The following is a 19,605-nucleotide window of genomic DNA, read 5'->3' as shown; positions in this document are numbered from 1 at the left end:
GACCCCAAGCGGACTTCTGTTGATTTAGATCAACATGAGCGGCGCGAGACTTCGTTTTCTTGCGTCCTTGTGGCGGCAGCCCTCTCCAGATCCCTGTAGATCAGCATCAAGGACAACCTCGATGAGATGTAGATTGATCAGTCTGACGTTTGCTGTCTCGATAATTCCAATCGTTGCGAATGCGCAGGTAACCATTGATATGGGCAAGATCATATGTAGCCAATATCTTGCTATGCCGCAGTCACAGTCAGATAAGTTTTCTGCCTGGATGAGCGGTTGGTTCAGTTATCAGAACAACAGGACCTTTGTGGACCTTGCTTTGCATCAACAAAATATCGCCAACGTAAAGGCATGGTGCCAATACCATCCGGCGGAAAGCGTTATGTATGGCTTGCAACAATCGGTAGGCAAAAATTGACGGCTCGGGACTTTGGAGGATCGCTATGAAATGCAGGGCTCTTGTCGTTTCTGTGATTTTGATAGGCGCGGCATCAGCGCCAGCCGCGGCTCAGATCAAGCTGGACATGAACAAGATCACTTGCGGAAATTGGCTAGGATACGGTTCAGCAGACCGAGATTTCGTAAGGTATTTCATGAGCGGCTACTATAACGCGGCTGCAAATAATAATGTTTTGGACTACGACCGCCTGCAAAAGAATTCCGAAAAAGTTGTCGCCTATTGCAAAAAGCACAAATCCGACACTCTGCCAACCGCCATTCAAAAAAGCGCCAGCTAGGTTGGGGGCCCCGACGGCGGCGTCGCGGCCGGAGCCTTGGCCGGCCACATTGCCACTCCTCGACCGAGAGTTGAACGGGCCACTGGAACTGCGCAACCGCCTCATTGTTGCGCGCATAACCGCGCGTCGCTTCAGTACGTCTCCTTTTGTTGGCTCTTTTCGGACCTGACAGACTTGGCTGATAACGTCCGCTCACGCGGCTGAAGCGGGCATCAAGCCTTCGCAGTTTGCGGTCTGCTTATGGCCAATCGGCGCACACGGAATTTGTGTACCAATTCGCATAAAATAAAGCCGGGAATGCGCGATTGCAAATACGCTTGCGCGGCACGGTCGCGCGGTACCCGCAGGAACTCGCGCCCTCCACAGGACCCTGACGACCGATTGGTCATGGCCCCGGTCCTCTTTGACTGAGCGGGCCCGGAACAGACTTGCTCGAAGAGTGTTGGTCCTGCATCACCGCCCTTTCATTGGCTCTTATCGGTGATGTGAACGCCGGTTGCGCTCCCGCCTTCCTCTTGAATGGAAAGGAGCGCGCCATGAAACGGCGTCGTTTCAAGCAACAATTGTCGCTGCAAGATCGTCTTGCGTCATTCGCCAAGACGGCGCGCGAACTTGCGGCGCTTCTTCCCCCCGGGGCAGAAAAAGACGAGCTGCTCCGCAAAGCGTCCGGGGCCGATACGGCGGACTGGCTGAACGAAAGCTTAGGGTCAGCCGCCCAGCGGCCGCTCAAAGCAACTAGATGAGGGATTATCAAGCGGCTCTTGAAAAGCTTCGGAAAGATGCCGCTGAGGCCGCGCTAATCCGCGATCTTGCCACTGTCCCGGCCAAGCGGGAAATGTTCGATAGGTTGGCCCTGCATCTGACCAGCCTTGCAGATCAGGTTGAGCTTGCGATGATCGAAGCTTCCAACAAGACGGCGAAGCGGGCGTAACGCCCTCAGTGCCTTGGTTCACACGGCAGCGGCTCGCACCGGCAGCGCCACCGTGTCACCATCGCCAGCCGCCGCGCAACGCAAGCGCAGTTCTGTTCTTGGGACAAAAGCGCAAAATCTGCAACTTGATCGAAGTCGCGCGCTCGACCGCGCCAGCATCACGGCGCGGACAGGCGACCGACAGCGGACGGCAACCAACGGAGCATGGATGATGATGGATAAAATCCAACGCGCCATTTTAGAAAATCAAGTCATCCTTGCCGAAGCCCTGTGGATGCTCCTGCATTCGCAAGGTATCAGTTCGGACGCAACGCTTCAGAACGTCTCCGCCCGCATCAAGGCTACCCGGAAGCTGCTCGAAGAACACAGCGAGGAGAACCCTTAGCGCGGCGTCGCCTCATCACCCGTCGAGCGCGGCAGCACGTCACCGCAACGGCGACAGGCGGCCTACGGCACCGCCAAGGCCCGGCAGAAGGCCGTACAGCGCGCCGCCAGCGCCGGGCCATAGGACGGACACCGGGAGGGGCAACAGCGCACAGACCCTCCGTTGATCTAGGTCAACGTCAGCGATCCTTTAGCGCTCATGCCATGTTCAGCCGCACCTGAGGCGGCTCCCGTCACCTTTCAGTGACGCAAGCGCGAAGAGGGAGGTCCAACATGCATCCGGAGAAGCGTCTTTCGATCAAGTCAGCGACTGTTGCCGGGATTGCTGCTAGCGCCCTGTTGGGGCTTGCAGGTGTCTCGCTCAATCCAGCGCCAGCCCAGGCGGTCGTGTACTGCCAGTACGTTGAATATCCAGTGGGTTGCGTTGCCCGGGCAGGCGTCGTGCTGAGGCCTCGTCCGGTGGCGCGCGCTGCGGTCCGTCATAACGCCGGTGGCAATGCAAATGGCGGCGTCAATCGCGTTGGGGCGGGGCGGTAAAGACTTGTTTCGCGGTCACGAGCGAGAAAGAAGCCGTCACCGCTTCGTCCCGGTGGCGGCTTTTTTATCGCCCCCGGCGCGGGCGCAGGCGACCGATAGCCGGCGGCGGCATCACGGCATGAAACACACTTGGTACGTCACTTTTGAAGTGCCGCCGGATGGCACGCTGTTAAGACGGCGACATCCGCGCTTAACCAAGACGTTTGAAACCGAAGCAGAAGCGAAGGATTTTGCGCGAACCAAATTCAACGAGGGATTGGTCGTCACCGCGGGGACCATGATCCCCCACCTGCCGAGAACGTCAATCCCGTCGCCGAAAATTCCAGCGTGGCTTGAAGCTGACCAAGTAAATGAGAGCAGCGGGCCGACCAAAAAGTAATCTTTGACGACGTTGGCACGCTGCCGGGTGCAACTGCGCCTATTTGATCTAGATCAAGCGCCGGCTCTCGACCTCAGGTGCGATGCTCTGGGGCAACAGCAACCGGGAGCCTGACGATGAGTGAACGTTCGGAGCCGAAACAGGTCTGTCGTCGCAACGCACTCACTTTCCTTGGACACGCGGCCGTGTTTGGGCTTATGGCCTCGCCCGCAATTTTGGCGGTGTCAGAGGCGGAAGCTCAGACCACCACGGCGCCCGCCACGCCCACGACGCCGCCCGCGGACGCGCCGATGTCTGGGACAGAGCGCCGTCAGGAGCGGCGAAGCGGGCGAACAGAAAGGCGCCAGGAACGCCGGACCGGACGCACAGAACGGCGTCAAGACCGGCGCACAGGACGCGACGAGCGACGGGACGCGCGCGACGGCACCCCGACCACCACAACCACCACCGAGCAGAAAAAGTAGTCCGTTCATTCGGGCCAACCACGGCAACCGGGCCGCCTCAGCGCAGGCCCGGGAAGGCCGTACAGCGCGCGCGGATCGCAGGGCCACCGCATGGGGCGCGCCGCGATCCTCAGGCCGTTCGAGCGGCTTAAGCTTCCCGAACTCCAACTCGCGCCCAACGGCAGGATGTGAAACTAGGGCCTAATAGGGCCCGGCAGGTTCGGGCGGGCCTTTCGTTAGTGCGACTAAAACCGAAATATGCCTTTAGTTTCAGGTACTTTCACCGCTTTCAACCGGCCGAAAACAGCGCTTGCGGAAAGGACCACACGGTTTTGCCGTACGCACGGCCCGCCATTTCGCCGCAGTTTTTCCAGCCCTGTCGACGGAGCCGGAAACTTACAGACGAGACGAACCTGACAGCGCCGCTCATCCGGCACGAAGTCTTGGGCTCACGGAGAGCAATCCGCCCTACCCGCACTTCTCGCGCCCAACGCTGCCGCGTCCACCGCAACCCGGCTCGCGACAGTGACGACACAAGATCGCCCCTCTTGGTGAGCCGGGATGGGCAGCATATGCGCCAATTCCGAATTTCGGTAAAGTGGAATATTTTCGCCCGCGCGGCTTGACGCCCTCTCGGGTGTTTTGCCCGTCGGGCAACGAGAGCCCCGTCGCCCGGATGGAGCCAACGGGTCGACGCGAAGCGCCGCCCGATGACAGGCTCCGCGCAATCCGGGAAAGGCGTGGGCGCCGGACGAGCGGTCCCGGATCGGGCTGCGCTCCATCCGGGCGACCGATCACCCGCGCCCGCCCGGCAGTCCGCCTTCCGCCTTGTATGCATTATCCCAGTTGCCATCCCCGCGGACTTCGCTTTACATGCCGGCAACTCGCCCGCGGATGACGGCCGGGGCTCAAAAATCCCACACATTTTCAAAGGGACGGAATATGGCGCGTAACATCCTGATTCTCGGGGCTTCCTACGGTTCCCTGCTGGGCACGAAGCTGCTGATGGCGGGCCATAACGTGTCCCTGGTCTGCCGCGCCAAGACCGCTGAGCTGATCAACCGTGACGGTACCGAGGTGCGCATCAAGCTGCGTGACGAGGCGGTGCACCGGGCGATCTTCTCGCGCGACCTGCCCGGCAAGCTCGACGCGGTGACGCCGGGCAATGTCGACCTCTCGCGCTACGACATGGTCGGCCTGGCAATGCAGGAGCCGCAATACACCAACCACACGGTCCGCGTTCTCATGGTCAAGATCGCCGCGGCGAAGCTGCCGTGCCTGTCGATCATGAACATGCCGCCGCTGCCCTACCTGAAGCGGATCCCGTCGCTTGCCGACATGGATCTCGAGGAGGCCTACACCAATGCGCAGGTGTGGGAGCGCTTCGAGCCCGGCCTGGTGACGCTGTGCTCGCCCGACCCGCAGGCCTTCCGTCCGCCGGAAGAAGCCGCCAACGTGCTTCATGTCGGCCTGCCGACGAATTTCAAGGCATCGGCCTTCGCCGACGAGAAGCACAACAAGGTGCTGCGCGAGCTCGAAGCCGACATCGACGCGGTGACGCTCGACGGTCACGACGTGCCGGTGAAGCTGAAAGTGTTCTCTTCGCTGTTCGTGCCGCTGGCGAAATGGTCGATGCTGCTGACCGGCAACTATCGCTGCATCACGCCGCACGAGCCGCAGTCGATCCGCGACGCCGTGCACGGCGATCTCAAGCGTTCGCAGACGATCTACGATCATGTCGACGCGATCGCCCGCCGTCTCGGCGCCGATCCGCAGGACCAGGTGCCGTTCGCGAAATACGCCAAGGCCGCCGAAAGCCTGCTCAAGCCGTCATCGGCCGCGCGCGCGGTCGCGAGCGGCGCGCCCTTCATCGAGCGCGTCGACCTGCTGGTGAAGCTGATCTCGCATCAGCTCGGCGCCCCCAATGCCGAGATCGACCGCACGGTCGAGACCGTGGACCTGAAGCTGAACGAGAAGATCGTGCAGGGCGGATCTGGCGCGCAGTAGCAGCGTGCCGGCGCTGCCGTCATAGGTCGCGCCGGCCTGCACTGATCGAATTGTCGATGCAGATCGGATCGCCCCTGAGCATGGGCTTACAATTTGGCCCAATACGGGCGATCCTGCTCAGCAGTCCGTTTGCGTAAATCCCGCATACATGCGACTGCTAGCCGTCACGCGAGCGCCGATTTCCGCAGGTTCCGGGGCAGCGCGATGGCCGGATCGAAGGGCTGAAGAACAAGTAGAAGACGATGGATCAGACGGCGTTGCAGGTCGCTCGCGCGGTGGAGGCCGGCGCGACGACGATGAAGGGGATCGTTGACGCGACCGGATTGTCCCGCCTCAAGGTCGAGCGCGCGCTGAGCACGCTGGAGAAGCAAAAGCTCCTGGTCCGCGACGGCCAGGGTTTTCGCGCGACCGGCCTGCCGAAAACGGCGCCGCTGACCCGGCAGTGCGGATCGTGCAACGCCTGCTGCGATATCCTTGAAGTGGCCGCCGTCGACAAGCCGGTGAACCAGCTGTGCAGACACTGGCAGACGGGAACCGGGTGCACCATCTACGACCGCCGCCCGCAGATGTGCCGGTCGTTCGTCTGCGCCTGGCTGCAAGGTCATCTCGATGATGCGTGGTTTCCGGCGACGTCCGGCATCATCGTGCATTTCAGCCAGGACGCGGTCAACGTGACGGTCGACGACCACTGCCCCGATCGCTGGCGCGAGGAGCCTTATTTCAGCAAGCTCGTCGAATGGTCGCTGAACGGGATCAGGCGGATCGGTAACCGCGGCTACGCGACCCTCGTGGTCTCCGGCGAGAACCGGTTCCTGCTGCTCGGACGCACCATCGTTCCCGAGCCGACGCTGTTCGGAACGGCGTTCCTGCCGCTCACCACCGACACCTTCCGGTTCTGGCGCGCGACATCGCCCGAGCATCTGCAGCGGCTGCACGAGCGCATCGCCGAGATCGAGCGTATCCGGCAGGAATTCGGCTCCTGTGCGATCCCCGAGAACGAGGACGACGATCCGCAGGCGCCCTATCGGCCCGCACTTTTACGGCAATCGAATCACGCCTGAACTCCGCCGTGGGCAACACCGCATGATTCGCACGGTGCCGCTCGACGCGCCCCGGCCGGGTTGATAAGCCCCACTCCGCGAATGATGGGGACTTGAGTCGGGGACATGACAGTTGCGATCGAGATGGGGCAGACCACGGCAGGCGCCGCGGCCGCCATGGACCTCGAGGAACTGCTGGCGACCCGGCTCCTGGTGCAGGGCAATTCGGGCTCCGGCAAGTCGCATCTGTTGCGGCGGCTGCTCGAACAGAGCGCGCCCTGGGTGCAGCAGGCCATCATCGACCCCGAAGGCGACTTCGTCACGCTGGCCGAGCAATTCGGTCATCTGGTGATCGAGGCCGAGGATCACACCGAGCGCGGCCTTCAGGTCGCCGGCGAGCGCGCGCGGCTGCATCGCGTCTCCACCGTGCTCAATCTCGAAGGGCTGGACGCCGAGAACCAGATGCGGCGTGCCGCGGCGTTCCTCGGCGGCCTGTTCGACGTCGACCGCGATCACTGGTACCCGATGCTGGTGGTGGTCGACGAGGCGCAGCTGTTCGCGCCGGCGGTCGCCGGCGAGGTCTCGGACGAGGCGCGCAAGCTCTCTCTCGGCGCGATGACCAATCTGATGTGCCGCGGCCGCAAGCGTGGCCTCGCCGGCATCATCGCGACCCAGCGCCTGGCAAAACTCGCCAAGAACGTCGCGGCGGAAGCCTCCAATTTCCTGATGGGCCGGACCTTCCTCGACATCGACATGGCGCGCGCCGCCGACCTGCTCGGCATGGAGCGGCGGCAGGCCGAATCCTTTCGCGATCTCGAGCGCGGACAGTTCATGGCGCTCGGCCCGGCGTTGTCGCGACGCCCCCTGCGTTTGCATATCGGCCCGACCGACACCCACGCGCGCAATTCCACGCCGCGGCTGATGCCGATGCCGGAAGCCGCACTCGAGGATATGCGCGCCGTCATCCTGGCCGCACCGCCGCCCGATGCCAGCCGCCCGCAGCGCCGGCCCGCGCCTGATCTGCTCGAGCAGCTCCGCGCCGCGAAGGCGGCCGCGCCGGAGATCCGGCCTGAGGTGGCCGAGGTGCCGATCAGCGCCGAGGAGCTCGCCGAGCGGCGCGAGCGCGTCGATCGTACGCTTCGCGCCGTGCTCGCCGAGCCCGATGCCGGCTTCCGCGCCGTCGGCGTGCTCTATCAGGAGTTCGTGGTTCGCTGCCGCATCGAGGGCCTCGGCTCCGCGGTGCCTGATCTGAACGAATTCCGCCGCATGCTGACGCGCGCGCGCGCCGGGCTCGGCGCCGAGCATGCCGAGGACGATGTCTGGCAGGACGTGTCGCTGCGCGCCTCGATCCTGCCCGACGACATGCAGGGCGTGTTCATGATGATCGCACGCGCGGCGAAGGAAGGCTGGCCCTGCCCCGGCGATGCCGCGATCGCGCGTGCCTACGGCTCGCATTCGCTGCGCCGCGCCCAGCGCCTGCTCGGCTACATGGAGGAGCAGGGCCTGATCGTCTGCCAGCTCGACGGCGCCGGCCGCCGGATCGTGACGCTGGTGGAGCTGGCCTGGGCCACCGCGCCGGGCGATCCCAACGGCGACGATCTGCCGGCGGAGCCGGTTCCGAGCGCGGCCTCGGCTTGAGATCGCCTAGAACGTCCCGGCGACAGTCAGGCGAAAGCTCAGCGGCTCGACCGGGTGCAGCACGTAATCCATCACGCCGTTCTGGCAGACCGCCGTCGGCGCGACGCCGCCGGTGCAGAGATTGTACAGCGTGTCGGTCTTGAGCAGCGAACCGTAGGCATAAGTGATCTGGTTCGCCTGCGTGTTGAAGAGATTGAGCACGTCGAGCTGGATGCGCCAGCCGTTGTCGATGCGATAGCCGAGGCGGCTGTTGAAGATGCTGGTCGCGGACGAGCGGAACGCATTGTCTTCCGTCAGCGGGCTCGACGCCAGATAGCGCCAGCGCAAAGCCCCAAACCAGCCGGTCTTCTCGCCGAGCGTGATGCCGACTGATGCCACCATCGCCGGCGCGTTCGGAATGTAGTTGCCGGGCGCGTTGCCGATCTGCGCTTCGGGATAGCCCGCGAGCGAGGCGTAGACCTCCGCCTGCTCGCTGTCAGTGCCGCGGAAGCGCGCATGCGTCATGGCGAGATCGGCATCGATGTCGATCCACGAGCGCGGGCGGTAATGATTGGTCCACTCGAAACCGTAGCGGCGGCTGGCGCGGGTCGCCGAGGTATCGCCGGCATCGCCGGAGAACAGGATCTCGGAATCCTGATCGAGGATGAAGAGGCTGAACGAGGTGTCGAGGCCGGGCACGATCTTGCTGCGGACGCCAACCTCCGCGCCCCTGGTACGCACCAGCAGCGGCGACGGCGTCAGTCGCGTGGCGGGATCGCTCGGATCTTCCGTCGTGGTCGCGCCGCGCGCGTCGTTCGAGTGCATGCCGGTGCCGGCGCCGAGGAAGAATTCGGTCTGGTTGAACGGGCCGAGCGCCACGCGGAATTTCGGGCTGCCGAGCGCGGCGTCAGTGCGGCCGGAATTGTTGGCATTGAACAGCGAGGTGACGTCGGCCGCATAGTAGTCGCCGCGCAGGCCGACAGTGGTCCTCAGCCAATCAGTCCAGCGCACGGTGTTCTCGGCGAAGACACCGACGCTGCCCTCGCCGACCTTGTCGCTGCGAATGCTTGAGAGGAAGCCGCGCTGGAACGTGTTGCTCAGCGCCAGATCGATCGAATCATAGCGCGATTGCAGGCCGATCGTGGTCTGCATCGGCAGGCCGGCGAACGAGCCGTTCAGCGTGCGCGAGATGTTGGCGCCCGCCATCAGGCGGTCGTCGTGCTGGTGGAACTGGTCGCCGAGCACGGGATCGCTGAGGAAATAGGTGAAATTGTTGAAGAGGTCGAGCTGGCTCTTCACGACGTAGGCGTTGGCCTTCCACGACCCCACATCGTCGCTCTGCGCGATGCGGCCGGAGAGCGCAAAGCGGTTGGTGTTGCCGCCGTCGCTCGGATCTTCCGAGCCGAAGCGGTCGATAAAACCGGCGGTGATCGCACGCTGCGGCACCTGGTCGGTCGAATTCCATTTGTTGGCATAGGCCATGCCGGCGATGGTCAGGCCATCCGTCGCGGTGCCCCGGCTGTAGCGCACGAGACCGTTCAGCTTGCGCACGTTGTCCGGATTGTCCCAGGGGCCATTGTAGGTGCCGATCTCGCCGGCGACGAGCAGCGAACCGTCACCGACTTTCGCTGAGTCCATGCCGAGAAGACGACGATAGCCAAAGCTGCCGGCGGTCACCTGCGCGAGGCCCTTTTCGGTACGGTCGATCAGGCCGATGCGCACGCTGCCGACAGAGGCGAAATCGCTCTCGTCGGCGAAGTACGGCCCCTTGCGCGCATCCATCGCGCTGATGGTTTCCGGGATCAGCCAGTTGAGATCGGCATAGCCCTGGCCATGCGCGTGGGTGCGCATGTTGACGGGGACGTCATCGACATAGATGGCGAGATCGGTGCCGTGGTCGAGATTGTAGCCGCGCAGAAAATACTGGTTGGCTTTGCCTTCGCCGGAATGCTGGGTGACGATCAGCCCCGGCACGGCTTCGAGCACCTCGCCCGGCCGGGCGAAAGGACGCGCATTGATCTCATCGCCGGAGACGGTGATCTCGCTCGCCATGCCTGGCGGGCCCTTTGCGCCGGAGGCGACGCTGCGGGCGTCCGAGGCCGGAGCCTGCGTCGGCTGAGCCACGTGACGGCGATTGGCCAGGACCGGCTTGCTGGCTCGCCGCGATGCGGGCAGTCTCTTGTGAGGCGTCGTCTCGCCGCCGGAGACCTCGATCGGCGGCAGTTCGCGCGAGGCGCTACTGCTCTGCGCGAACGCGCTGCCGTCATCCGCGAGAAGCATGATGGCCGAAAATGCCGTCAACGCTCCGCAACGACGGCCGAGCTCAGGCCGCCTCGGTCGCATCGGCGCCCCGAAGTACATTCGCGCGGGACGCGGCGCCCGCAAACATGCGGCGATAGAGCACGACCGAAACGAGCCAGGCGATCGCAAACAGCGCGATCACGGCGAAGCCGACATTGGCGAGCGACTCGTTGAGGCCGTCGACCAGCGTCCACACCCCGCCGGTTAGACCAAGCCGGTCGGCGATCAGGCCGAGCGCCTCGATGCCGCCGATCAACAGCGCCACCGCGACGGAGGCGCCGGTGATGGTGAGGTTGTACCAGAGCTTTCGCAGGGGATCGACGAAGGCCCAGCGATAGGCGCTGACCATCAGCGCCGAGTCGGCGGTGTCGACCAGCGCCATGCCCGACGCGAACAGCGCGGGAAAGACCATGACGTCGACGAGCGAAGCGCCGCGCGCGGCTTCCGTCGCGGAGATGCTGAGCAGGCCGATCTCGGTCGCGGTGTCGAAGCCGAGCCCGAACAGGAACCCGAGCGGGAGCATGTGCCAGGGCTTTGTCACCAGGCGGAACATCGGGCCGAGCAGGCGCGCCAGGAATCCGCGGCTCGCCAGCAGCGCGTCGAGCTGCGCGGCGTCGTGGATGCCCTGCGCGCGCGCGATGCGAAACGTCCGCCACAGGCCGACGAAGATGGCGAGATTGATGGCCGCGATCACGAGCAGGAACAGCGCCGACACCGATGTGCCGATGAGGCCGCCGATATCCCTGAGCAGGCTGTCGCCGCCGAGGCTTACCACCCCGAGTGCCAGCAGCATGGTCGCGACCACGACCACGGTGGAATGGCCGAGGGCGAAATAGAGGCCGACGCTGCGCGGCGCACCGCCCGCATGCATCAGCTTGCGCACGACATTGTCGATGGCGGCGATGTGGTCGGCATCGACGGCATGGCGGAGGCCAAACACCCAGGCCAGCAGCGCGGTCGCCATCACCGTCGGCCGGTCACCGAACGCCGCGAAGGCCCAGGCCCATGCGGCGACGTTGGCGGCGATGAGCCCGCCGAACAGCAACACGGTGGCGGGCTCCACCGCCCGTAGGGACCATTTCGTCACGACAATCATTCCGTTCGCACGCCCCTTCGCGGCAACGGTATGATCTTTTCATAGAATGATCACACTAACCAATGCAATTCCAGGGGGCCGCTTTGCAGGAATGCTTGTAACCATCCTTCGAGACGCCCACTGCGCGGGGTCCTCAGGATGAGGCCTGGATTCGCGGCCACGTTGCGAGCAGACCCTCATGGTGAGGAGCCCGCGCAGCGGGCGTCCGGACGATGCTCTGCATCGCCGGGCGAACCATGCAGGCCGAGATGGTGCTACGCGGCCTCGGAACCACCAAGATAGGCATCGCGGATGCGGGGGTCGTCCTTCAGCGCCCGCGCCGGGCCTGAGAGCACGATCTTGCCGGTCTGGAGCACATAGGCCTCGTGCGCGATCTCGAGCGCGAGGCTGGCGTTCTGTTCGACCATGAAGACCGACACGCCTTCCTGGTTGATGGTGCGGATCAACTCCAGCACGCGGTCGACATAGAGCGGCGACAGGCCCATGGTCGGCTCGTCCATCACGATCATCCTCGGACGGCTCATCAGCGCGCGCGCCATCGCGACCATCTGCTGCTCGCCGCCGGAGAGCGAACCGGCACGCTGCGACAGCCGCTGACCAAGCTTCGGGAACAGCGTCAGCATCTTGTCGAGATCCTGCGCCACCGCATCGCGGTCGTTGCGCACGAAGGCCCCCATCAGGATGTTTTCGCGCACGCTCATGTCCGCGAACAACCGCCGCGCCTCGGGAACAGATGCGATACCACGGCGGACGATCTGCGGCGTGGTGAGCCCGAGCAGCGAGGCACCGTCGAAGGTCACGTCACCCGAGCGCGGTTTCACCAGGCCCAAGATGATCTTCATCGTGGTCGACTTGCCGCTGGCATTGCCGCCGAGCAGGCAGACGATATGGCCGCGGCCGACCGTGATCGACAGGTCGAAATGCACCTGCGCCTGGCCGTAGAAAGTGTTGACGTTCGAGAGCGCCAGCAGCGGCTCGGATGCGCCAGTCGTCATACCACGCTCTCCCGCTCCGGCGTCTCCGACAGGCCATGGCCGAGATAGGCCTCGATCACCTTGGGATCGCCACGCACCACTTCACCCGGCCCTTCCGCAATCTTCTTGCCCTCGTCCATGACGATGACGCGGTCGGAGAGGCGCATCACCATTTCAAGCTTGTGCTCGATCAGGAGGATGGTCAGCCCCTCGGCCTTCAGCTCGGCGACGAGGCCCTGCATCTCCGCGGTCTCGGTCGGGTTCATGCCGGCGGTCGGCTCGTCGAGCAGCAACAGGCGCGGCTTCAGCGCAAGCGCGCGCGCGATCTCGACGCGGCGGCGGTTGGCATAGGACAGGCTGTAGGCCGGCTGGTCGATCCGCGGCAGCAACCGCTCGCCGAAGCGTGCGAGAATAGTCTTCATCTCCTCGCGCAGCCGTTCCTCTTCGTCCCTGACGCTGGCCGGACGCAACAGCGCCAGCCCCAACTCCAGCAGCGGGCCGATCACAGGCACTGCGGGCTTCACCGCGCGCAGCCGCGTATGCGCGCCGATCAGGACGTTGTCCATGACGCTGAGATTGCCGAAGACGCGACCGAGCTGGAACGTGCGCGCGATACCTCCAGCAGCGAGCCGTTCGGGCGACAGACCCGTGATGTCCTGACCTTCAAAGCCGACATTGCCGGCATCGGGCCGATCGAGCCCGGTCACGAGGTTGAACAGCGTCGTCTTGCCGGCACCGTTCGGGCCGATGATGCTGATGAGCTCACCCCTGGCGAGATCGAGGTCGATGGCGTCCACGGCCGTGAGGCCGCCGAAACGGCGCGTCAATCCGCGCAGGGACAGCATGGGCGCGTGCTCCGCCATCATATCGTGCCCAACAGGCCCTGCGGCCTGAACCGCACGAGCAGCAGCAGCACGATGCCGTAGATCAGGATGCGATACTCCGCCGCGATCCGGAACACCTCCGGCAAGCCGACCAGCGCGACCGCTCCGACGATGGCGCCGACGACGTTGCCGAGGCCGCCGAGGATCACGACGGTCAGCGCCAGGATGGATTGCTGCGTGTTGAAGGTCTCGTGGTTGATGTAGGAATAGAGATGCGCGGCGATGCCGCCGCTGACGCCGGCGGCGAAGCCGCCGAAGATGAAGGCCAGCGACTTGTAGCGGTTCAGGCTGAGGCCATAGGCGCGCGCGGCGATGTCGTCGTCGCGGATGGCGCGGAAGCTGCGGCCGAGATGCGAGCCGAGCAGCCGCCCCTGCAGCAGCGCCAGCACGACCATCACGACAAAGCTGAACCAGTAGATCGAGGTCGGGCTGACCAAATCGTAGCCAAACAGCGACAGCGGCGGAATGCCGGAGATGCCGATCGGGCCGCGGGTGACGCTCTCCCAGTTCAAAATCACCAGCGACACGATCTCGCCGATGGCCAGCGTCGCGATCGACACATAATGCCCGCGCAGACGGAACGACGGCGAGATCAATGCCGTGCCGAGCGCGGCGCTCATCAGGCCGCCGGCGATGATGGCGAGGCCGACGGGGACGGAGAAATTCAGCGACAGCAGCGCCGAGGTGTAGGCGCCGATCGCGAGCAGCGCGGCATGTCCGAGCGAAACCTGTCCCACCGTGCCCGCAACCAGCGTCAGGCTGAGCGCGAGCATGCCGAGCAGCCAGGCGTTGATCAGGGTCTGGAGCACATAGAAGGACACCGGGAAGAACGGCAGGATCGCGAACACGCCGGCGGCAACCAGCAGCGCCCAACGCGGAATCCGCACCGGGCGGCTCGGCGCGATGAAGGTGCCGGTGAGCGGCTCGGGTGGCGCCTGCCGCGCGCTGGCGAACAGGCCGTTCGGACGCAGCACGAGCACGACGACCAGCAGCAGGAACGCGAACAGATTGCGGTAGCTCGTGCCGAACACGGCGACGCCGTAGCTCTCGACCAGCCCGAGCAACAAGCTGCCGATCACGGCGCCCGGCACGTTGCCGGCACCCCCGACCACTTCCGCAACGACGCCCTTCAGCGTTGCCTGCAGGCTCATCGCGGTGTCGATCTGGTTGTAGTACATGCCGACCAGCAGGCCGGAGACGCCACCGAGCGCCGCCGCAATGCCAAACACGGCCTGATTAACCCGGTTGACGTCGACGCCCATCTGCATCGCGGCATCGCGGTCCTGCGCGGTCGCGCGCACCGCCCAGCCGAGCTTGCTGTAGCGCAGGAACACGAACAGCAGCAGCGCGCTGGTGAGGCCGACGCCGGCGATCAGCAGATCAAGCGGTCCGATCGTGCCGCCACCGACCTGGAAACGCACGTCGGGCAGCTGGCTCGGCAGCGCGCGCGGGTTGGGCGAGAAGGTCAGCATCACCAGCTGATCGAGCACGAAGCTGATACCGATGGTCGCGAGCAACGGCGCGATGCGCACGGAATTCTGGAGCGGACGCAGGCCGAACCGTTCGATGATCAGTCCGACGATCGCGGCCGCCACCGCCACCACGATGATGGTGAGCGGCAGCGGCGTATGCAGCTGCACCACCGCGACCCAGCCGATATAGGCGCCGACGAGATAGATCGAGCCCTGGGCAAAGTTGATCAGCCGGCTGACGCCGAAGATCAGCGCAAGCCCGACTGCAACGAGCGCGTAGACATTGCCGACGATCAGCCCGTTGATCGTGTAGTCGAGCCAGGAAGACACGCTGATATCACCGCGTAGAGAGGAAAGCGGCCGGAGCCCCCGCTCCGGCCATCATGTCAGGTCGGCTTGCCGTCCCAGAGCGCGAACTGGCCCTTGCGCACGACCAGCTCGGCGTTCATGGCGCCCTTGACGCGGCGAGTCGCGACGTCGAACGTCGCGGCGCCGAAGATGACGCTAGGGACGTCCTTGACCTTGGTGAAGGCGTCGCGGACCGCCTTGCGGTCGGTGCCGCCGATCTTCACCACGGCAGCCGCCATGTTCATCGCATCATAGGCGTAGGCGTTGAAGGCGTCTGGCTCCAGACCGTTGTACTTCTTCTTGAAGCCGGCGATAAATTTCTGCACCTCGGGCCGCGGGTCTTCCGGGAAGTAGCGCGTGCCGACATGGACCTCTTCGACGGCCTCGCCGCCCAGCTCCAGGAATTTCGGCGAGTAGACCGAGCTTGCCGCACAGATCACCTGCTTTAGCCCGACCTGCCGCGCCTGACGTGCGATCAGCGCACCGTCGGAGTAGTAGGAGATCAGGATCAACCCGTCCGGATTGGCATCGCGCACGCGCACCAGGGTGGAGCGGAAGTCGCGCTCCTCCGCGATATAACCCTCGGTGACCGCGATCTCCGCGCCATATTCCTTTGCAGCATTGACGAAATAGTCGCGGCTGGTGCGGCCCCAATCCGTGTTGAGGTGCAGCACCGCGAGCTTCTTCAGGCCGAGGCGCTTCACGGCATAGGACGCCAGCAGCGGCTGCTCGTCGGCCTGGCTGACCGAGGTGCTCCACATGAAGTCGCCACCCTTGGTGAAGTCAGGGTGCGAATTGGTGAAGCCGAACTGCACCAGGCCCGCGCGCTGATAGATCGGCGAAGCCGCCATCGAGGCGGGGCTGGAGAAATCGCCGAGCTCCAGGACGACGCGGGGATCGGAGACGAATTTCTGCGCGATCGCCACCGACTGGCGCGGATCGCTCTGGCTGTCCTCGAAATTGTAGGTGAGCTTGCGGCCGTTGATGCCGCCAGCCGCCTGGATCTCGTCCAGCGCGAGGTCGAAGCCCTGCTTCCACTGCGTGCCATATTGCGCGTTCGGCCCGGTCAGGGGGCCGCTGACGCCGAGCAGGATCGGCTCGGCGGATTGCGCAAAGGCGCCGCGCGAACCGGCTGCTCCCGCCATCATGGCGGCGAGCGAGCCCTTGACCAGGGTACGACGATCGATGTTGCTCATGCACGGCTCCATCCAGATAGTGTTGAAACAAACAGCAATTCTTGTGCCGGTGAGATTGCCTATTTCGAGGGCTCACCGAGTGACAGCATCAGCCGGTTCGCCCAGTTGAAGAACGAGGCGCCGTTGATGACGTCGACGATCTCGGCATCGTCGAGGCCGGCGCGGCGCAGCTCCTCGACATTCTCAGGGCCGAACGCGATCGGCGTCGCGGCCAGCGCGACCGAGGCCTTGACCACCGCGTTCCAGCGCTCGCCGAGGTCGGCCTGGACGCCTTCGTCGAGCAGCCGCTGCACGTCGTCGCGGCGCTTGGAATAGGTGCTGGCGAAACGCGCATGCACCGAAGCGCAGTAGATGCAGCCGTTATAGCGCGAGGTCGCGGCCGCCGCGAGCTCACGTTCGGCGCGCGGCAGGCCGTCGGCGACGTTGTAGAAGATGTCCTTGTCGGTCTTGGTGCGGGCTTCCAGCACCTCGGGATCGCGCACGAGAAGGCGGAAGTATTCGGACTTGGCACGGGAGCGATCGACCAGGCCCGCGAAATGCCGCTCGGTCAATTCGGCCTCGGGCAGCGGATCGATCCACGACACCCAGCCGAGTTCGTCCTGGGTGAAGACGACGGGCGGATTGACGTTGTTTGCAGCGCTCATGATGCAGTCTCCTTACGCGCCGGCCGCAGCGCTTGCGGTGCCCAGCGAGGCGCCGAGCACGCGCAGGCCCGTGACGACGCGCACCTGGAACGACAGGAACGCGACGAGCTGAGAGAAGGTGACGATGCCGGTGTCCGACCAGCCGGCGGCCAGCAGCGCCTTCATGTCGGCGGACGCGGCATCGCGCGGGCGGAACACCAGCAGATGCGCATGCTCCAGCGCCGCGGCGAGCCTGGCGCCAAGGACGGACCTGCCCTCCGCGCTCACGCGATAGATCAGGCCGGCCGTGTTCTCGACTGACAGCGGTCCGGCCGGATACGCACCGTACGGGCCTGACGTCTCGCCGCGCGCGATTTCGACCTCGATCGCCTCGGCCAGGCGCGCACCATCGGCGGTCGCCGCGAGCTTCGCCCGGTAGAAGGCGGCCACATTGGGCTCGCGGTGAAGGCCGATCACGAAGAGCGCGACCGCGGCGCGCTCCACAAGCGAAAAGTCGCCGGCGTCGATTGGCTCGAACAGCGAGAGATAGCTCTTCTGCGCGTTCTCGCGCGCCTGCAGGCGGCGTGCGCGAATGCCATTCAGAGCCGTGCCCGGTTCGATCCCGGCGAGCGTGTCGATGATATCTTTCGTAGCCATCAGTCAGCCTCGTGCAACGCGATCATTTTCACTCCGATCAGCCCGCCAGAGCCACGTCAGCTGCCGTCCGGGTCCAGCCCAGCGCCGGCGCGACCTTCTCCGCGACAAGCTCGATCGAGCGCAGGATATGGGGATGCGGCGCGTCCACCGAATGCGCCTGGAAGACGAGGTCGGTCACCCGCTCCAGCGTGGCATCGGCGCGGAGCGAGGCGATGACGTCGTCGGCCGCACCGACATGGGTGTCGAATGCGATGATCATCTCCTCCAGCGTCTCGCCAGGCCTGGCATGACCGCCCTTGAGGAACTGCGGCAGCGCGCGCCGCAGCCCGATATCGGCAAGGCGCATCGCTTCAGTCCGGTCGTCGGCGACGAAGACGCTGCGTGAGGCCATGATCCGGGGCTCGCATCCCGGCGGCAGCGCTTCAAGATAGGCATCGATGACCGGATTCTGGATCTCGGCGAGCGTGGCCTTCGGCGCCTCCTTGGTCCGGGGCTGGGTGCGCGACAGCAGCAGGCCATCGCCGGCCTTGCCCGCGCGCGCACCACCGGCGACCGAGAACGTCGCCTGCCAGATCCGCTTGTCCAATTGGGGCCGTTGCGGATAGAGCGTATCGCCACCAGTGAGCGGCTTGCCGACCAGGGCGGTGCGGACCACGTCAAGATTGCGGGCAAAGATCTCGTTGCGCTGGGCACTGTCGAGGCCGAAGGCGGCAAAGGCCGACGGATTGCCGCCAGTGCCGACGCCGAGCTCGAAGCGGCCGTTGCAGAGCAGATCGAGCACCGCGGCATCTTCCGCAACGCGGACCGCATTCTCCAGCGGCAGGGTGACGATGCCGGTGCCGAGACGGATGCGCGAGGTTTGCGCCGCGACGTAGCCGAGGAAGGTGAAGGGCGACGGCAGGCCGCCCTCGCGCTCGTGAAAATGATGCTGCGCGATCCACGCGGAATCGAGGCCTGCTTTCTCAGCGCGCACGATCTGCTCGGCGGCGAAGCGATAGCGCTCCGCTGGCGGGGCTTCATCGAGGAGCCGCGTGAAGAACCCCAGTCGTTTCAGGTTTGCAAAGCGTTTCATACGACCCCTGTCGGGCGAGGATGGGCCCCGATGATGTCGGTTGCCGCAGCTCCAGACAAGCGGGCATTGCGCAAGGCTGCCCGCCGGATCGCCCCCGCGCTGGACCTTGGTTAGGCAGATTGCCTACCAGCTCGGCAGCACCGCGCCCTTGAACTTGGTCAGGACGAACTCCTTCACCTCGGGCGTGTGGTAGCTGTCGACGAGGATCTTGACCCAGGGCTTGTCCTTGTCGGCGGCACGTACCGCGATCAGGTTGACGTAGGGTCCCTTCGGGTCCTCGCGCAGGATCGGATCCTTGACGGGATCGAGGCCCGCCTGGGTTGCATAATTGGTGTTGATCGCGGCAGCATCGACATCGTCGAGCGCGCGCGGCGCCTGCGCCGCATCGACCTCGATGAATTTCAGCTTCTTGGGATTCTCGGTGACGTCGAGCACCGTCGGCTTGAAGCCCGTGCCGTCCTTCAGCTTGATCACACCCTTGTCGCGCAGCAGCAGCAGCACGCGGCCGCCATTGGTCGGATCGTTCGGGATCGAGACCTTGCCGCCTTCAGGGATGTCGGCGAAGGCCTTGTGCTTCTTCGAATAGACGCCGATCGGGAAGTTCACGGTCAGCCCGACGGATTCGATCTTGTAGCCGCGGTCGGCCTTCTGGTTGTCGAGATAAGGCTGGTTCTGGAACGAATTGGCCTGGATCTCACCGGCATCGAGCGCGGCATTCGGCACGACGTAGTCGGAGAACTCGATCAGCTGGATGTCGAGGCCCTGCTTGGCGGCGATCGGCTTCACCGCCTCGAAGATCTGCGCATGCGGGCCCGGCGTCACACCGATCTTGATGGTCTCGGCGGTTGCTGCGGCCGACCAGGCGGCAAGCGCGGTTGCGAGGATCAAGGGGAGGCGAAACGACATC

Annotated in this window: 20 protein-coding genes; 10 read left to right on the top strand and 10 right to left on the bottom strand. The window is 64.9% G+C overall.

What is annotated here, in order from left to right; translation table 11 throughout:
- Positions 1 to 133: 133 nt before the first annotated feature.
- The 10 genes from AB7290_RS07930 to AB7290_RS07885 all read left to right on the top strand — a co-directional run bounded on the left by AB7290_RS07930 (position 134) and on the right by AB7290_RS07885 (position 8,096).
- The gene (locus tag AB7290_RS07930; RefSeq protein WP_224580654.1) at positions 134 to 418 is read left to right on the top strand and encodes an HdeA/HdeB family chaperone; all 285 of its coding nucleotides are present in this window, start codon (positions 134 to 136) and stop codon (positions 416 to 418) included.
- Positions 419 to 443: 25 nt separating this feature from the next.
- Positions 444 to 737 carry an HdeA/HdeB family chaperone gene (locus AB7290_RS07925; RefSeq protein WP_085402474.1) on the top strand — a complete coding sequence of 98 codons (294 nt, stop codon included), beginning with the start codon at positions 444 to 446 and terminating at the stop codon, positions 735 to 737.
- A 536-nt stretch (positions 738 to 1,273) separates the two neighbouring features.
- Entirely contained in the window at positions 1,274 to 1,480 is a 207-nt protein-coding gene (locus AB7290_RS07920; RefSeq protein WP_085402491.1) for a hypothetical protein, read from the top strand.
- Positions 1,477 to 1,668, top strand: coding sequence for a hypothetical protein (locus tag AB7290_RS07915; RefSeq protein ID WP_085402473.1), 192 nt, complete (start codon positions 1,477 to 1,479; stop codon positions 1,666 to 1,668). Before AB7290_RS07920 ends, AB7290_RS07915 begins: the two co-directional genes overlap by 4 nt.
- Before the next feature lie 52 nt (positions 1,669 to 1,720).
- The gene (locus AB7290_RS07910) at positions 1,721 to 2,053 is read left to right on the top strand and encodes a hypothetical protein (RefSeq protein ID WP_144030797.1); all 333 of its coding nucleotides are present in this window, start codon (positions 1,721 to 1,723) and stop codon (positions 2,051 to 2,053) included.
- Between the two features lie 272 nt (positions 2,054 to 2,325).
- Positions 2,326 to 2,589, top strand: coding sequence for a hypothetical protein (locus AB7290_RS07905; RefSeq protein ID WP_085402472.1), 264 nt, complete (start codon positions 2,326 to 2,328; stop codon positions 2,587 to 2,589).
- Entirely contained in the window at positions 2,555 to 2,968 is a 414-nt protein-coding gene (locus AB7290_RS07900) for a hypothetical protein (RefSeq protein WP_349642909.1), read from the top strand. Before AB7290_RS07905 ends, AB7290_RS07900 begins: the two co-directional genes overlap by 35 nt.
- A gap of 1,385 nt (positions 2,969 to 4,353) precedes the next feature.
- Positions 4,354 to 5,418, top strand: a complete 1,065-nt coding sequence (locus tag AB7290_RS07895; RefSeq protein ID WP_085399601.1) for a ketopantoate reductase family protein — start codon at positions 4,354 to 4,356, stop codon at positions 5,416 to 5,418.
- A 242-nt stretch (positions 5,419 to 5,660) separates the two neighbouring features.
- Positions 5,661 to 6,479, top strand: coding sequence for a YkgJ family cysteine cluster protein (locus tag AB7290_RS07890; protein WP_063981257.1), 819 nt, complete (start codon positions 5,661 to 5,663; stop codon positions 6,477 to 6,479).
- Positions 6,480 to 6,584: 105 nt separating this feature from the next.
- Positions 6,585 to 8,096 carry an ATP-binding protein gene (locus AB7290_RS07885; RefSeq protein WP_028154285.1) on the top strand — a complete coding sequence of 504 codons (1,512 nt, stop codon included), beginning with the start codon at positions 6,585 to 6,587 and terminating at the stop codon, positions 8,094 to 8,096.
- A gap of 6 nt (positions 8,097 to 8,102) precedes the next feature.
- Here AB7290_RS07885 and AB7290_RS07880 read toward each other — a convergent pair whose 3' ends face one another.
- The 10 genes from AB7290_RS07880 to AB7290_RS07835 form a co-directional block, all read right to left on the bottom strand.
- Entirely contained in the window at positions 8,103 to 10,418 is a 2,316-nt protein-coding gene (locus AB7290_RS07880; protein WP_085399606.1) for a TonB-dependent receptor, read from the bottom strand.
- On the bottom strand, positions 10,399 to 11,472 hold the full coding sequence (locus AB7290_RS07875) for a HoxN/HupN/NixA family nickel/cobalt transporter (RefSeq protein WP_085399600.1): 1,074 nt from the start codon (positions 11,470 to 11,472) through the stop codon (positions 10,399 to 10,401). The genes AB7290_RS07880 and AB7290_RS07875 overlap by 20 nt, the downstream gene beginning before the upstream one ends.
- Before the next feature lie 254 nt (positions 11,473 to 11,726).
- Entirely contained in the window at positions 11,727 to 12,467 is a 741-nt protein-coding gene (locus AB7290_RS07870) for an ABC transporter ATP-binding protein (RefSeq protein WP_063981254.1), read from the bottom strand.
- Positions 12,464 to 13,312, bottom strand: a complete 849-nt coding sequence (locus tag AB7290_RS07865) for an ABC transporter ATP-binding protein (RefSeq protein WP_085399599.1) — start codon at positions 13,310 to 13,312, stop codon at positions 12,464 to 12,466. Before AB7290_RS07865 ends, AB7290_RS07870 begins: the two co-directional genes overlap by 4 nt.
- Positions 13,309 to 15,132: an ABC transporter permease gene (locus tag AB7290_RS07860; protein ID WP_085399598.1), complete on the bottom strand. Its 1,824-nt coding sequence runs from the start codon at positions 15,130 to 15,132 to the stop codon at positions 13,309 to 13,311. Before AB7290_RS07860 ends, AB7290_RS07865 begins: the two co-directional genes overlap by 4 nt.
- 56 nt (positions 15,133 to 15,188) lie before the next feature.
- A complete protein-coding gene (locus tag AB7290_RS07855) occupies positions 15,189 to 16,346 on the bottom strand; it encodes an ABC transporter substrate-binding protein (protein ID WP_085399597.1) in 1,158 nt (385 codons plus the stop codon).
- 59 nt (positions 16,347 to 16,405) lie between these two features.
- Positions 16,406 to 16,990, bottom strand: coding sequence for an alkylhydroperoxidase domain protein (locus AB7290_RS07850; protein WP_085399596.1), 585 nt, complete (start codon positions 16,988 to 16,990; stop codon positions 16,406 to 16,408).
- A 12-nt stretch (positions 16,991 to 17,002) separates the two neighbouring features.
- Positions 17,003 to 17,626 (bottom strand): CMD domain protein, encoded by a 624-nt coding sequence (locus AB7290_RS07845; protein WP_085399595.1) that lies wholly within the window; start codon positions 17,624 to 17,626, stop codon positions 17,003 to 17,005.
- A gap of 37 nt (positions 17,627 to 17,663) precedes the next feature.
- Positions 17,664 to 18,698: a putative FMN-dependent luciferase-like monooxygenase gene (locus tag AB7290_RS07840; RefSeq protein WP_085399594.1), complete on the bottom strand. Its 1,035-nt coding sequence runs from the start codon at positions 18,696 to 18,698 to the stop codon at positions 17,664 to 17,666.
- Between the two features lie 123 nt (positions 18,699 to 18,821).
- Entirely contained in the window at positions 18,822 to 19,604 is a 783-nt protein-coding gene (locus AB7290_RS07835; RefSeq protein ID WP_038944047.1) for a MetQ/NlpA family ABC transporter substrate-binding protein, read from the bottom strand.
- Position 19,605: the final 1 nt, after the last annotated feature.

It is taken from the genome of Bradyrhizobium sp. 613_E4_N2_2, from assembly GCF_052075995.1.
Taxonomy (GTDB): domain Bacteria; phylum Pseudomonadota; class Alphaproteobacteria; order Rhizobiales; family Xanthobacteraceae; genus Bradyrhizobium; species Bradyrhizobium barranii.
Note: the sequence above shows the minus strand (reverse complement) of the source record. Positions and strands in the feature narration are given on the sequence as shown.

Bases quoted from the DNA above. Each gene is read 5' to 3' on its own strand.
- AB7290_RS07850 (WP_085399596.1), bottom strand. From the start codon at position 16,990: ATGAGCGCTGCAAACAACGTCAATCCGCCCGTCGTCTTCACCCAGGAC.
- AB7290_RS07885 (WP_028154285.1), top strand. From the start codon at position 6,585: ATGACAGTTGCGATCGAGATGGGGCAGACCACGGCAGGCGCCGCGGCC.
- AB7290_RS07870 (WP_063981254.1), bottom strand. From the start codon at position 12,467: ATGACGACTGGCGCATCCGAGCCGCTGCTGGCGCTCTCGAACGTCAAC.
- AB7290_RS07920 (WP_085402491.1), top strand. From the start codon at position 1,274: ATGAAACGGCGTCGTTTCAAGCAACAATTGTCGCTGCAAGATCGTCTT.
- AB7290_RS07900 (WP_349642909.1), top strand. From the start codon at position 2,555: ATGGCGGCGTCAATCGCGTTGGGGCGGGGCGGTAAAGACTTGTTTCGC.
- AB7290_RS07880 (WP_085399606.1), bottom strand. From the start codon at position 10,418: ATGCGACCGAGGCGGCCTGAGCTCGGCCGTCGTTGCGGAGCGTTGACG.
- AB7290_RS07890 (WP_063981257.1), top strand. From the start codon at position 5,661: ATGGATCAGACGGCGTTGCAGGTCGCTCGCGCGGTGGAGGCCGGCGCG.
- AB7290_RS07915 (WP_085402473.1), top strand. From the start codon at position 1,477: ATGAGGGATTATCAAGCGGCTCTTGAAAAGCTTCGGAAAGATGCCGCT.
- AB7290_RS07840 (WP_085399594.1), bottom strand. From the start codon at position 18,698: ATGAAACGCTTTGCAAACCTGAAACGACTGGGGTTCTTCACGCGGCTC.
- AB7290_RS07855 (WP_085399597.1), bottom strand. From the start codon at position 16,346: ATGAGCAACATCGATCGTCGTACCCTGGTCAAGGGCTCGCTCGCCGCC.
- AB7290_RS07905 (WP_085402472.1), top strand. From the start codon at position 2,326: ATGCATCCGGAGAAGCGTCTTTCGATCAAGTCAGCGACTGTTGCCGGG.
- AB7290_RS07865 (WP_085399599.1), bottom strand. From the start codon at position 13,312: ATGATGGCGGAGCACGCGCCCATGCTGTCCCTGCGCGGATTGACGCGC.
- AB7290_RS07925 (WP_085402474.1), top strand. From the start codon at position 444: ATGAAATGCAGGGCTCTTGTCGTTTCTGTGATTTTGATAGGCGCGGCA.
- AB7290_RS07845 (WP_085399595.1), bottom strand. From the start codon at position 17,626: ATGGCTACGAAAGATATCATCGACACGCTCGCCGGGATCGAACCGGGC.
- AB7290_RS07895 (WP_085399601.1), top strand. From the start codon at position 4,354: ATGGCGCGTAACATCCTGATTCTCGGGGCTTCCTACGGTTCCCTGCTG.
- AB7290_RS07835 (WP_038944047.1), bottom strand. From the start codon at position 19,604: ATGTCGTTTCGCCTCCCCTTGATCCTCGCAACCGCGCTTGCCGCCTGG.
- AB7290_RS07875 (WP_085399600.1), bottom strand. From the start codon at position 11,472: ATGATTGTCGTGACGAAATGGTCCCTACGGGCGGTGGAGCCCGCCACC.